The sequence below is a fragment of the Pseudomonas sp. R11-23-07 genome, from assembly GCF_003852295.1.
Classification (GTDB): Bacteria; Pseudomonadota; Gammaproteobacteria; order Pseudomonadales; family Pseudomonadaceae; genus Aquipseudomonas.
The window spans coordinates 396,765-409,687 of the sequence record NZ_CP027761.1 but is presented as its reverse complement, the minus strand read 5'-3'; the positions used below and the strand labels follow the sequence as shown (position 1 = coordinate 409,687).

At 60.6% G+C, this 12,923-nt stretch carries 11 protein-coding genes; 6 read left to right on the top strand and 5 right to left on the bottom strand.

The genetic code is table 11. From position 1 onward, the window contains the following. Nucleotides 1-25: 25 nt before the first annotated feature. From C4J84_RS01715 to C4J84_RS01705, 3 genes are all read right to left on the bottom strand, one after another. Entirely contained in the window at nt 26-1,744 is a 1,719-nt protein-coding gene (locus C4J84_RS01715) for a ShlB/FhaC/HecB family hemolysin secretion/activation protein (RefSeq protein WP_124434834.1), read from the bottom strand. 238 nt (nt 1,745-1,982) lie between these two features. Further along, complete coding sequence (locus C4J84_RS01710) at nt 1,983-3,590, bottom strand: hypothetical protein (protein ID WP_124434833.1); 1,608 nt, start codon at nt 3,588-3,590, stop codon at nt 1,983-1,985. An 85-nt stretch (nt 3,591-3,675) separates the two neighbouring features. Next, the gene (locus C4J84_RS01705; protein WP_124434832.1) at nt 3,676-4,641 is read right to left on the bottom strand and encodes an arsenic resistance protein; all 966 of its coding nucleotides are present in this window, start codon (nt 4,639-4,641) and stop codon (nt 3,676-3,678) included. A 140-nt stretch (nt 4,642-4,781) separates the two neighbouring features. Here C4J84_RS01705 and C4J84_RS01700 point away from each other — a divergent pair, with 140 nt between their 5' ends. Next, on the top strand, nt 4,782-5,195 hold the full coding sequence (locus C4J84_RS01700; RefSeq protein ID WP_124360838.1) for a hypothetical protein: 414 nt from the start codon (nt 4,782-4,784) through the stop codon (nt 5,193-5,195). 116 nt (nt 5,196-5,311) lie between these two features. On the opposite strand, the gene gabP is transcribed toward C4J84_RS01700, so the two are convergent. Beyond that, nucleotides 5,312-6,703 carry a GABA permease gene (gene gabP, locus C4J84_RS01695; protein WP_124428424.1) on the bottom strand — a complete coding sequence of 464 codons (1,392 nt, stop codon included), beginning with the start codon at nt 6,701-6,703 and terminating at the stop codon, nt 5,312-5,314. Between the two features lie 554 nt (nt 6,704-7,257). Here gabP and C4J84_RS01690 point away from each other — a divergent pair. From C4J84_RS01690 to C4J84_RS01670, 5 genes are all read left to right on the top strand, one after another. Further along, nucleotides 7,258-8,031 carry an ABC transporter ATP-binding protein gene (locus C4J84_RS01690; protein WP_124365477.1) on the top strand — a complete coding sequence of 258 codons (774 nt, stop codon included), beginning with the start codon at nt 7,258-7,260 and terminating at the stop codon, nt 8,029-8,031. A 13-nt stretch (nt 8,032-8,044) separates the two neighbouring features. Beyond that, nucleotides 8,045-8,797, top strand: coding sequence for an ABC transporter substrate-binding protein (locus C4J84_RS01685; protein ID WP_057725474.1), 753 nt, complete (start codon nt 8,045-8,047; stop codon nt 8,795-8,797). Nucleotides 8,798-8,871: 74 nt separating this feature from the next. After that, nucleotides 8,872-9,567 (top strand): ABC transporter permease, encoded by a 696-nt coding sequence (locus tag C4J84_RS01680; RefSeq protein WP_124369246.1) that lies wholly within the window; start codon nt 8,872-8,874, stop codon nt 9,565-9,567. A gap of 38 nt (nt 9,568-9,605) precedes the next feature. Next, complete coding sequence (locus C4J84_RS01675) at nt 9,606-10,295, top strand: ABC transporter permease (RefSeq protein WP_124365093.1); 690 nt, start codon at nt 9,606-9,608, stop codon at nt 10,293-10,295. Continuing rightward, the gene (locus C4J84_RS01670; protein WP_124434831.1) at nt 10,276-11,463 is read left to right on the top strand and encodes a methyltransferase; all 1,188 of its coding nucleotides are present in this window, start codon (nt 10,276-10,278) and stop codon (nt 11,461-11,463) included. Before C4J84_RS01675 ends, C4J84_RS01670 begins: the two co-directional genes overlap by 20 nt. A gap of 241 nt (nt 11,464-11,704) precedes the next feature. Here the strand turns inward: C4J84_RS01670 and bcsQ are convergent, their stop codons facing one another. Next, nucleotides 11,705-12,604: a cellulose biosynthesis protein BcsQ gene (gene bcsQ, locus C4J84_RS01665; RefSeq protein WP_124434830.1), complete on the bottom strand. Its 900-nt coding sequence runs from the start codon at nt 12,602-12,604 to the stop codon at nt 11,705-11,707. Nucleotides 12,605-12,923 lie beyond the last annotated feature (319 nt).

Below are 12,923 nucleotides of genomic sequence, written 5' to 3'. Positions count from 1 at the left end.
GTTCTCATTGCAGCGGGGCGTTGAATTACAGGAAGAAATCCATGCGGAAGTAGATCGGCGCTTCGCGCTCGGTCACGACCCCAGGTCTTTCTAACGAATGGGCAAAGGTCACGCTGGTGCTGACGTTTTTGCCGCGGGCGAACAGTTCCAGGGAGTTGCTGGAGACCCGCCCATGCTGGTTGTCGTTGTAGCGGTCGTTGCTGATCACACCCTGGTCGTAGCCGACGCTGGCGCCGTATTCGAAGAAGGCCGGGCGCATCCAGTCGAGGGTCACCGGGCGCGCCCAGCGCACTTCGTTGCGCCAGTAGCCGCCGCTGTCGCCGGTCAATAACTGGTCCTTGAAGCCGCGCACCGAGGCCGAACCGCCGAGGCTCATGCGTTGCGGGCTGAACAGGATGTCTTCGCTGCGTTGGCCGGTGGCCAAACTGCTGAAGCTGAACGACTCGCCCCACAGGCTGAACGGTTGCAGGTAGCTGACGGTGGCGGTGTATTTGCGGTAGCGCGAATTCGGCTGGCGGCGGCCGAATTCGTCGCGCTCTTCCTGCGACTGGGCGTCGAGCAGGCCGATGCCGTTTTGCATGCCCAGGTCGAGGTTGACGAAGGCACTGCCGATACGCCGCCCGTGGTTGATGCCCAGTTGCAGTTCGCTGAGGCGGTTGCTGCTGGGCGCGGTGCGCACGTCGAGGAGGTAGTTGTTGGTGCGCAGGTGCGCCAGGCCGACGTTGACCGAGGTCTTGCTCACGTCATCGCGATGGATCACCCGCTCGGCGCGCAGCTGGTGGTTCTGGTTGTCGCCGTCCTGCTTGTACTTGGCGTTATCGGCCACGATGTAGGTGCGGTAGTCGCTCTCGTTGTAGCTGTAGCTGAAGTTCCACCAGCCCCACGGTACGTTGTAGTAAAGCAGGGTGTTTTTCGAGGTTTTCTGATGGTCGCTGATGGCGTCGTGGCCGCCGCGCAGCATCAACTGGTCGCCCAGGCCCAGCGGGCTATCCCACTCAAGGCCGGCGCCCCATTGCTGTTCGCCGGTGCTTTTCTGGCCGTCGTTATTGCGTGACAGACTGGCGCGCCAGGGCTTTTGCGCGGTGTTCTTGACCACCACGTCGCTGCCGCCGACCTGGCTGCCGGGGGTCAGCTCCATCTGCGCCTGTTTCGACGGCAGGCGGTTGAGCTGGTCCACCAATTGCTCGATCTCGCGCAGGTTCAGCGCCTCGCCGACCTTGCCGGGAAAGGCCATGGCCAACTCGCGCTCGGTCACCGTGCTGCCCTCGGCGCTTTTCAGGGCTTCGAGCTTGCCTTCCACCACCAACACTTGCAGGTGACCGCTGGAAAGGTCCTGCTGTGGCAGGTAGGCACGGCTGGTGACGCGGCCTTTGCCGAGGTAGTAGTCGGTGATGGCCTTGAGCAGTTCGTTGAGCTGGGACACGCCCAGGCACTGGCCGATATACGGCTTGAGCAGGCGCTCGCGGTCGGCGGCCGGCAGGCTGTCGGCGCCCTTGAGTTCGATGTCCTGGATCGGGAAGCAGCGCGTGTCGGCGGGGGTGGCCGGGGCTTCGGGCTTGGCTGCTTTGCCGGGCAGGTCCTGGAGTTCCTGCAGGCGCCGCTGCTGCTCTTCGAGCAGGCGGTTTTGACGGTCGCGGATCAGGTCCTGGTCGCCGGGGGTGGGGGCGGCGAATGCAGTGTTCAGCGCGAAGCAAGTCAGCACGCAGGCGCCCAGCAGCCGAGTCCATGGCAGGAGAAAGTACATGTTCGATCCGTCGATTTACAAAGGGTGGCAAATTAACATCGAAGCATGCGTCAGCCAATATCCCGTCTGTCTAATTGGCAGACGCCTTAATAACTACTAACCAATTGATTTTTAAATAAAAAATTATAAATCCCGCGCATCCGGCGTTGCGATTCCGATAGACGGTAGCGATGGTCTAACTGAACGAGCAACGGTAATGCGCTGAGCGTCGTCTCGGATGCCTTCTAAAAGGGGCCTCTCAATCGAGCAAAAACACCATCAACGGATTGTCATTCAAGCGCCCCTGAAAGCTCGGCGCCAATGGCTCCACTGGCGAGCCCTTCAACAGCGCCGTGTCCTTGCGCGGCACAATCACCCAGGATGGCCGGGGCAGTGTGGCGAGCCTCTCCAGCTCGTTACGCCCGACGAACAGCGGCTGCTCATCGTGATCCAGGTTCATCATGTAGCGCACCGCCCAAGTGTCCCGGGCCAGGTCGACAAATACCAGAGGCCCCGGCTGCGCATCCCGCAACGCCTCTACCTGGCGGACAAACTGCCGGGTATCGAACTGAAGGTCCTTGGCCGGCTCGATGACGCTCACCAGCAGCAACCACTGGGCCGCCAGGGCGATTGCGCTGAGCCACACCAATCGCGTAGCCCGATGCCACGCAAGCATCGCCGCCACCTGCAGAAGCACCAGCACGCCGATCAATAGCGGCATGGACACGTCGGGCCAGTAACCCTGCTTGTGCCAGGCATGCCGACACACAAACAGCACCACCACGCACAGCGCCGGCAGCGCTACAACGAGCCCTTCGTAACCGCGACGCACGCCAACGAGCCAGCCTTGCGCCTGGAGCAGCCCATAAGCCGCGACGGCGGCAAACATCGGCACCATGGGCAGAATGTAATAAGCACGCTTGAAATGCGGCACGGACAGGCCGAGCAGAATCATCAGGCCGCACGCGCCGAGCCGTATCAGCATCTGCACATCATCATTGGCCCAGCGCTCCGCCCAGCGATGACGCAGCGCAATCAAGGTAGCCAGCGCCAATGGCACCACCGGGAAGTAGCGGTACAGACTCAGCTGGAAGTAAAAGTAGAACGGCTCGCCAGACTCATCGAGGCGCCCGCCGACCTGCATCTTGAACACCTCATTGGCAAAGGCATCGCCACCACTGATGCGCGCGAGCTTCATCAATAGCCACCAGCACGCCGCCAGCAACACCAACCCGACAACGCCATGCATCAGCGCCTGCCCGACCCGCTCCCCCGGCCGACCCAGCGCCGAGTACACGCAGGCGACGCCACACACCTCGATCAACCCCAGCGGCCCGCGAATCGCAAAGGCCAGGATAAACAGGGGGAACACCGCAAGTTGCCTGCACCGCGAGCCCAGGCGCTCACCACTGTGCAGCAGGTAGAAAGTGCCGATGCACAACAGCGCGATCATCTGGTCCAGGCACACCGAGCGCGACTTTTCGAGCAACTGGGTGGTGAGCAATGTCAGCAGCACCGTCAGGAATGCCCAGGGCCGGCTGGACGGCGCGAGCAGGCGATAGATCAACGCAATCACCCCGGCCGAAGCCAGCGCGGTGGGCAGCACATTCGCTAAATGGTTGGGCGCGTCGAACAACCGGGCGAAGACGTAGCTGAAGAAGGTCGCGGTGCCGGGGTAATCCGCGTAGGGCTGGCCGTAGGTGGTGGGGAAAAGACTCGCGCCGTGGCGAAACATTTCCTGCAGGAACAGCGCCCAACGTCCGTCAAAGCCCTGGGGCTGCTGGTCCCAGATACCCCAGGTGAACAGCAATAAGGCGATCAGAAAGATGCCCAGTGACTCCAGGCGAAAGCGGTTGCGATGATCCATCGGGTGACCTGTCAGGTGGGAAGCGCGGGCTTATGGTGCCGACCGCCTGCCTGAATAGCGCCTGAACAAACCTGATATTCACGCGTCAGCGGCTGGCGGGCCACACCAGGGCCGGGATCAGGCGGATATAAATCAACTGCGCGACCAGCTCGACCAGGGTCTGCAGGATGACCGCTGTCGCCGCCAGCCCGCGCACGCCTTCAGGCAACGCCAGCGCCAGGGGCAGCACCACCAGCGAATTGCGGGTGGATGCGCTGAACGTCACCGCCCGCGCCGAGGCCGCCGGCAGCGCAAACAGCCGCGCGGCCAACATTCCCATCAGCGGCGCCAGCAGCACGAAGCCTGCGTAGATCGGCAGCACTGGCAGCAGTACGCCGATGTCGCGAATCACCGATGTGATTTGCGAGCCAATCACCACAAATAGCACAAGCGCCATCGCCGGCACCGGCAGCCAGGCCCAGGCGCTGTTCCACCGGCCGATCAGCATTGATCGCCGGGCGAAGAACAGGGTCAATGTGGCCAGCAACATCGGCGCCACGATCAACCCCAGGAACGCTTCGATAAACGGCCCGACCGCGATCACCACCCCGGATTGCGTGCCTAGCATCAAACCCAGGTACACCGGCAGCAGGGCCAACTGCATCAGCAGCAGTAACGGCGTGGCCGCCAGTACCAACCGCGAGTCGCCTTTACCGAGGTGAGTAAACACCACCACGTAATCGATACACGGCGTCAGCAACACCAGCAACGCGCCCACCAACAGCGCAGGGTGCCCCAACAGGCCACGGGTCAGCGCCCATACCAGCAAAGGCACCAGGATGAAATTGGCCAGCAGCAACGCCGCCATGAAGCGCTTGCTGCTCCAGCCGCGGCGCAGCTCGAGGAAAGGAATCTGCAGGAACATCGCGTACATCAATACCGCGATAGCCGGCGTGATCAGCACGCTGAGGCCCTGAGCGAATGAAGGCGCGTATACGCCACACAGAGCGGCCAGCAGGATGGCGCCAAAGTAGACGGGAATCTGGTTGTGCTCGAGGGTATCGCGGGTCATGAAGACGCTCTGGCAGGTTGCGAAGGCCAAGCCTATTCATCTATTGCCTGGCGGTCGAGTTGGATGAGCGACCAAACCTTCTTGGGATTTCTCCCAACCTGCGCTTCAATACCTGCCCCAAACCCAAGGACGTTACGCCCATGGCCTCGCCAAACAAGCAGCAAAAACGCGCCCAGCGGGCAAAAACCAAGGCCAAGCAAAACCGCACCCAGCGTGCCGTCGCAACCAAGCCGGACGCGTTCGCAGGCGACGACAGCCGTATCGACCTTGAGTCGGTGGACTTGACCGAGCTGTTCGTGGAAATGCGTACGGCGGGCGAAATCAGCCAGCAGGCGCTGTGTGCGGTATTCCTGGCGCACCCGCTGCTGGCGCTGGTGCTGGAGCAGGAAGGCGAAGAGGAAGCGACCGACTTTATCCTGGCCGCGCTGATTGAATATCGGCAATGGGCCACTGACAGCGATGACGAGGCCGCCGCATTGGCGTGGATCGAATCGCCGCAGTTCCAAGCGGACTACTTAGCCGCATCCCAAACGCTGACAAATTCAGCAGACTGACACATACGAAATGTGGGAGGGGGCTTGCTCCCGATGGCGGTGGGTCAGTTAACAAATAAGTGACTGACACACTGCCATCGGGAGCAAGCCCCCTCCCACATTTTGATCTACATTTTTCAGTTCAGTACAGCAGCGCCCACTCTCTGGGCCTTGCGACGACTCGCAACAAACAGCCCCGCCAACACCACCAGCAAGCTCAGAATCCCTGTCGCGATGATCTCAACGCGGTGCGCTTCCTGGAACAGCATGATGGTCAGCGTGCCCACGATAAAGACCATCACCGCGTAGGTCAGGCCCGGGAACAGCCACATCTTGAACACAATCTTCTCGCCTGCTGCCGTACGCTTCTGACGCATGCGCAGTTGCGACACGGCAATCACCAGATACACCAGCAAGGCAATGGCGCCCGAACTGGCCAGCAGGAATTCGAACACCGCCGCCGGCGCCACATAGTTGGCAAACACCGCCAGGAACGCAGCGCCCGTGGACAGCAACACGGCCCAGTAAGGCGTGCCGCTTTTATTGGTGCGTTTGGCCACAGCCGGGGCGTCGCCACGACGGCCCAGGGAGAACAGCATGCGCGAGGCGGTGTACAGCGCAGAGTTGAGGCAGCTGGTCACGGCGACCAACACCACCAGGTCGACGATCAGCTTGGCATTCGGGATGCCCATGCGCTCGAGCACGGTCTGGTAGGAACCCACCGCGGCCAGCGTCGGATCATTCCAAGGCACCAAGGACACGACGATGAAAATCGACAAGAGATAGAACAAACCAATTCGCCAGATCACCGAGTTGGTGGCCTTGGTGATTTGCTGGCCGGGGTTCTTCGATTCTGCGGCGGCGATGGTCACGATCTCAGTGCCCATGAACGAGAACATGGTGGTCAGGATCGCCGCCAGCACTGCGCCCATGCCGTTCGGCATAAAGCCTTGGGTATCGAACAGGTGCGACACACCGCTGACCTGGCTGGTGGGCAAAAAGCCGAAAATCGCCGCCAGGCCAAGGATGACAAAGCCCACGATCGCCACGACCTTGATCAGCGCGAACCAGAACTCGAACTCACCGTAGTTCTTCACGCTGAACAGGTTGGTCGCCGTCAGCAGCAAGGTGATGATCAGGGTGAAGGCCCAAATGGCTACACCCGGGAACCAGGCATGCAGGATGGTCGCGGCCGCGTTGGCTTCCAACGGAATCACTAGCACCCAGAACCACCAGTACAGCCAGCCGATGGTAAACCCGGCCCAATGGCCGATCGCGCGGTCGGCGTAAGTAGAAAACGAACCGGTGTCCGGCGAGGCAACGGCCATTTCGGCCAACATGCGCATCACCAGTACCACCAGCGTACCCGCAGCGGCATATGCCAGCAGTACGGCAGGGCCGGCGGCAGCAATCGCATGGCCGGAGCCCACAAATAAACCGGCACCAATCACCCCGGCAATCGAGAGCATGGTCACATGACGCGGTTTAAGCCCCTGTTCGAGGTCATTGCAGCTTTGCGTACTACTCATTGACACACCTTTGGGAGGAATTGCGAAAACGGTTCGCCCGGCCCGCAGTCTTTCTCGTGAAAAGAAACCAACAGGGCGTTCTTTATTTTTTACGCAAGTTTTGCGCCAAAATATTACAAAGCCTGGATTGACGCGGGCTGTAGGACAATTCCTCAGTCGTCGCAAGTCATTGAGAACAATGGCATTCCGCTATAGCGTTACCGAGCGACCCACTTTTACCGCGCATGAGCGCACCAAAAACACACACAAAAAGTAGGCGGCGCTCTATAAAGGGGCCGATATGCACCGTTTACCTGGTTAACCCTTCCAACACCCGGCCAAAGCTGGCACCATCGCGCCCTTTTTTACGCGAAGCCTGTGGATTGGCCAGGTCCAAACGTCTGTTAGTTGTTGATGGCGCGACACGCTGCTGCGCCGATGCGACACCCTGCCGCAGACCACCTGTTAACCGTCCGCAGCGCTGTTGGCTGTCATCCAAACGCTATGCTAGCTTGGCGCCTCGCCAGGAAGGCGGCCCAACAGCAGGAATGCAATGCACACAATGAGGACCGCACATGGCCGAGGCCGCGCCCGCGCTTGAAATCCGCAACTTGCACAAACGCTACGGTGAGCTGGAGGTACTCAAAGGTATCTCGCTGACCGCTCGCGACGGCGATGTGATCTCGATCCTGGGTTCCTCCGGCTCCGGCAAGTCCACCTTCCTGCGCTGCATCAACCTGCTGGAAAACCCGCACCAGGGCCAGATCCTGGTGGCCGGCGAAGAACTCAAGCTCAAGGCCGCAAAAAACGGCGAGTTGATGGCCGCCGACGGCAAGCAGATCAACCGCCTGCGCAGCGAAATCGGTTTTGTGTTTCAAAACTTTAACCTGTGGCCGCACATGAGCATCCTCGACAACATCATCGAGGCCCCTCGCCGCGTGCTCGGCCAGAGCAAGGCCGAGGCGATAGAAGTGGCCGAGGCCCTGCTGGCCAAGGTCGGCATCGCCGACAAGCGCCACGCCTACCCGGCGCAACTGTCCGGCGGCCAGCAACAGCGCGCAGCGATTGCGCGTACGTTGGCGATGCAGCCCAAGGTCATTCTGTTCGATGAGCCGACGTCGGCGCTTGACCCGGAAATGGTCCAGGAAGTACTTAATGTGATCCGCGCGCTGGCCGAAGAAGGCCGCACCATGCTGCTGGTCACTCACGAAATGGGCTTCGCCCGCCAAGTGTCCAGCGAAGTGGTGTTCCTGCACCAGGGCCTGGTCGAAGAGCAAGGATCGCCACAGCAGGTGTTCGACAACCCGCTTTCGGCGCGCTGCAAACAATTCATGTCCAGCAACCGCTAACGGAGCAACATGCATGCAGACCTATAAAAAATTCCTTCTGGCCGCGGCCGTCTCGATGGCGTTCAGCGCCACGGCCATGGCAGAAACCTTGAAAATGGGGATCGAAGCGGCCTACCCGCCCTTCAACAATAAAGACGCCAGCGGCAATGTCGTCGGTTTCGACAAAGACATCGGCGACGCCCTGTGCGCCAAGATGAAAGTCGAAAAGTGCGAAGTGTATGTGTCCGACTGGGACGGCATCATCCCGGCCCTGAACGCCAAGAAATTCGACTTCCTGGTGTCCTCGCTGTCGATCACCGATGAGCGCAAGCAGGCGGTCGACTTCACCGACCCGTACTACTCCAACAAGCTGCAGTTCATCGCGCCAAAAGCCACCGCCGACTTCAAGCCCGACGCCGCCTACCTCAAGGGCAAGGTGATCGGTGCACAACGTGCGACCCTGGCTGGCACCTACCTGGAAGACAAGCTGCCGGACACCGAGGCCAAGCTGTATGACACCCAGGAAAACGCCTACCTCGACCTGACTTCCGGCCGCCTGGACGGCATCCTGGCCGACAAGTACGTGCAGTACGAATGGCTCAAGAGCAAAGACGGTTCGGCCTATGAATTCAAGGGCGACCCAGTTGTAGAGAGCGATAAGATCGGTATCGCCGTGCGCAAGGGCGACCCGCTGCGCGAGCGCCTGAACAAAGCCCTGGCAGAGATCAAGGCAGACGGCACTTACAAGAAGATCAACGACAAGTACTTCCCGTTCAGCATCGAATGATCTGAACGGCCTGACCGACGCGCTCAGCCGAGCGCGCCGGCTTCCAGCAATGCCTGCCGCGATATGAAAACACCATGAATTTCGACCTCTACGGATTCGGCCCGGCCCTTGGCGCCGGCGCGCTGATGACCGTCAAACTGGCGCTCACGGCCCTGTGCCTGGGGCTGGTGCTCGGCCTGGCCGGCGCCTTGGCCAAGACTTCACCGTACAAGCCGTTGCAATGGCTGGGCGGTGCTTATTCGACCATCGTTCGCGGTATTCCCGAGTTGCTGTGGGTGCTCCTGATTTATTTCGGCACGGTCAACCTGATGCGTGCCTTGGGGGAATTTTTCGGTAACCCCGACCTGTCCCTGAGTGCCTTTGCCGCCGGTGTCATCGCTCTGGGCCTGTGCTTTGGCGCCTACGCCACGGAAGTGTTTCGCGGCGCGATCCTCGCCATTCCCAAGGGCCACCGTGAAGCCGGTGTGGCGTTGGGGCTGTCGAAATTTCGGATTTTCACTCGGCTGATCATGCCGCAGATGTGGCGCATCGCCCTGCCGGGCCTGGGCAATCTGTTCATGATCCTGATGAAAGACACCGCTCTGGTATCGGTGATCGGCCTGGAAGAAATCATGCGTCACGCACAGATCGGCGTGACCGTGACCAAGCAGCCGTTCACCTTCTTCATGGTCGCCGCCTTCATGTACCTGGGCCTGACCGTGCTCGCCATGACCAGCATGCACTTCCTGGAAAAACGCGCCGCCCGCGGCTTTGCAAGGAGCGCCCAATGAGCGCTGATTACAGCTGGCTGTCGCATTTCGACCTGGGCCTGAACTGGGCCGTGATCATCAAGTGGCTGCCTAAATTGGCCCAGGGCGCGACACTCACCCTGGAGCTGGTGGCAATCGCTGTGATTGCCGGCCTGTTGCTGGCGATCCCATTGGGCATTGCTCGCTCATCACGCCGCTGGTACGTGAGCGCCCTGCCCTATGCCTACATTTTCTTCTTCCGTGGCACGCCGTTGCTGGTGCAGTTGTTCCTGGTCTACTACGGCCTGGCGCAATTCGACAGCGTGCGTGGCAGCTTCATGTGGCCCTACCTGCGCGATCCGTTCTGGTGCGCCACCGCCACCATGACCCTGCACACTGCCGCCTATATCGCTGAAATCCTGCGCGGCGCGATCCAGGCCATTCCCCCGGGCGAGATCGAGGCGGCACGCGCCCTGGGCATGTCCAGGCCCAAGACACTGTTCTACATCATCCTGCCCCGCGCCTCGCGCATCGGCCTGCCGGCCTACAGCAACGAAGTGATCCTGATGCTCAAGGCCAGCGCCTTGGCCAGTACCGTGACCTTGCTGGAACTGACCGGCATGGCCCGGACCATCATCGCCCGTACCTACCTGCCGGTGGAGATCTTCTTCGCGGCGGGGCTGTTCTACCTGGTGATGGCCTACGTGCTGGTGCGCGGTTTCAAACTGCTGGAAAAATGGCTGCGCGTCGATGCGTGCCAAGGACGTTGAGGCACGCTTCCAGGCACTGGATGCGTTTCTGATCGAGCACCAAGGGCTGTGGCGACCGCGGCCCTTTACCCAGCTTCGATTGTCCTGGGAAACCGCACATCCCGCGCTAGCACAGTGGCTACGCCAACGCTCGCTGGACGACGCCGAAGCCAGCCACAATCACCCCCACGACCTGCCGGCGCCCGCGCCTTTTCCACAGTTGGCCGCACAGGCGCTGCGCCTCAGCGCTGTGGATAAGTTGCCGACACACGCGCTTGCACCCGCTCGCCATCGCCTGGATGTCGACGTTCCGGGGCGCAAGTGGCAGCAGATCGAAGCCTTCGGCGCCGCCCTGAATTTTGCCGCAGAGCCCCACCACTGGCTGGACTGGTGCGCCGGTAAAGGCCATCTCGGCCGCCGCCTGCTGCAACCTGGCCAACAGCTGACCTGCCTGGAATATGACCCGGCCCTGATTGCCTCCGGCACAGCTTTGAGTGATCACCACGGCTTGCGCGCTACCCATCGCCTGCAAGACGTGATGGCGGATGTGGCGATCAGCCCCGAGCACACCCCCATCGCCCTGCATGCCTGCGGCGACCTGCACGTGCGCATGCTGCAACTGGCCAGCGCTGCCGGCTGCAAACAACTGGCGCTGGCGCCGTGCTGCTATAACCGCATCGGCGCCGATCGCTATCGAGCGCTGTCCGCGACCGGGCGCGCGTCGGCCCTGCAGCTGTCGATTGATGATCTGGGCCTACCGCTGAGCGAAACCGTCACTGCCGGCAACCGCGTCCGCCAGCAACGCGATACCTCCATGGCCCGGCGCCTGGGCTTCGACCGACTGCAACGGCAGCTACGCGGTTGCGACGACTACCTGCCCACACCGTCCCTGCCCACGAAGTGGCTGGGTAAATCCTTCGCTGACTATTGCCGGGAGCTGGCGAACCTCAAGGGTTTATCCACCGGTGAACAGGATTGGGGGGCGCTGGAAGCACACGGTTGGCGCCGCCTGGCCGAGGTGCGAAACCTGGAACTGGTCCGAGGCCTGTTTCGCCGCCCGCTGGAAATGTGGCTGGTACTGGATCGCGCGTTATTTCTGGTGGAGCACGGCTACAACGTCGAGCTCGGCAGCTTCTGTGAACATACCCTCACCCCACGCAACCTGATGGTGCTCGCCGAGCGCGATTAAGGAGCACAACTTCCTACCGCGCCCTGTGGATAACTCTGTTGATGAATTCTTTGCCAAAGCTGTAGCCATCAGCGCTACAGACCAAAAGCAGCGCTGGTCATTTTTTGTTCACACAATAAAACGCACGCAAAACAGGCAGTTGCAGCGTATTGAGAACGGCTCCACAAAATGGCCGTTCAGTAACCACCGTTACCAACCGATTGTGCATAAGCATCTGGCGTAAACCGTATAAACCGCGCTTTCACGCGGTTTTCCTCGGCGCCTTCAGCAGCAGGCACAACGCATTGATATCGTCACTGGCGAGCCGCTTGGTCACGTTATCCAACGGGTCGGCCGCGAAGGCCAAGGCCTCGTTGATCGCCATGTCGCGATGCACCTCCAGCAGGTCTGTGCCAAGCCGACGTTTGAATGCCTCAACCATGTCCAGGCTGAACGCATTGCTTTCATCCACCTGGTTGACCACTACGTGCACAGCCGGTGGGCACTGGCCCTCAAGGTACGGGGCGAGCAGCGTGTCCAGATGATCCAGCGTACCAAGGCACGCAGCGTCCGGCTGCACAATAAGCAGCACCACATCGGCCACGTTCAGCGCCTGATGGAAATAGACGTTATTGCCGGCAGGGGTATCGATAATTACCGTCTGCCGCTCGCTCAAACCCAATGATGCGAGACGCTGCGCCAGCCAATCGGGCTCATGCTTGAGCCAACGCTCCAGATTCTCCTGCTGCTGGATATCGATATCGCCGAAGGTGATCACCTGACAACCGGCAAACCCCAACTGCTGCAGCGGACCCCACTGCCCATGCTCCAGGCTGGTGCGCCCGATTCCCGGCAAGGTGGAACTGACACCAAAGTGGTGGTGCAAGGCATTCTGCGGGTCCAGATCCAGCGCCACCACCGACTCCCCATGGCGTTGCAAACCGCTGCTCAACGCCGTAACCAGCGTGCTGCGCCCGACACCGCCATTGATCGACACAAGCGCCACTATTTTTGGACGCAACACAGGGGTAACCAGCGGTTGGAGATATTGAAGGGATTGTTCAGGGACACTGCCGAAAAAGTGCATTCGCGCATTGATGCCATCGGCGTCATGGGCGACATCCTTGCCGAACAACGCCAGGATTTCTCTGCTAAGGCTCATAACCTGCTCCTCACGACGCAGCGTTAAGACGTGAAGCTCGGCAAGCGCGGATACTTACCGCAGGTCTTATTATAGGCGTCCTTGTTTGGGCATTCTGTGGCAACGGGTAGGGCGTGTCATTATTTTGATGTTTTTGTTTTGTGCTTTCTGGATGAACGGTGAAAAGTCAATTTAATGGCTTTTTTCTGAGTGCTGCTTGCGCAGGTTTTCATGCAGTGACATTGGGCAAAAAACACGGCGACTGCAAAAAACCGCAGCGTTTGCAAAAATAGTCAGAATTCAGGGGTTTACAGAACCTTTTCAATCGCTATAATCGTCG

Coding starts and splice junctions, on each gene's coding strand:
- C4J84_RS01715 (WP_124434834.1), bottom strand. CDS start 1,744: ATGTACTTTCTCCTGCCATGGACTCGGCTGCTGGGCGCCTGCGTGCTG.
- C4J84_RS01710 (WP_124434833.1), bottom strand. CDS start 3,590: ATGGATCATCGCAACCGCTTTCGCCTGGAGTCACTGGGCATCTTTCTG.
- C4J84_RS01705 (WP_124434832.1), bottom strand. CDS start 4,641: ATGACCCGCGATACCCTCGAGCACAACCAGATTCCCGTCTACTTTGGC.
- C4J84_RS01700 (WP_124360838.1), top strand. CDS start 4,782: ATGGCCTCGCCAAACAAGCAGCAAAAACGCGCCCAGCGGGCAAAAACC.
- gabP (WP_124428424.1), bottom strand. CDS start 6,703: ATGAGTAGTACGCAAAGCTGCAATGACCTCGAACAGGGGCTTAAACCG.
- C4J84_RS01690 (WP_124365477.1), top strand. CDS start 7,258: ATGGCCGAGGCCGCGCCCGCGCTTGAAATCCGCAACTTGCACAAACGC.
- C4J84_RS01685 (WP_057725474.1), top strand. CDS start 8,045: ATGCAGACCTATAAAAAATTCCTTCTGGCCGCGGCCGTCTCGATGGCG.
- C4J84_RS01680 (WP_124369246.1), top strand. CDS start 8,872: ATGAATTTCGACCTCTACGGATTCGGCCCGGCCCTTGGCGCCGGCGCG.
- C4J84_RS01670 (WP_124434831.1), top strand. CDS start 10,276: ATGCGTGCCAAGGACGTTGAGGCACGCTTCCAGGCACTGGATGCGTTT.
- bcsQ (WP_124434830.1), bottom strand. CDS start 12,604: ATGAGCCTTAGCAGAGAAATCCTGGCGTTGTTCGGCAAGGATGTCGCC.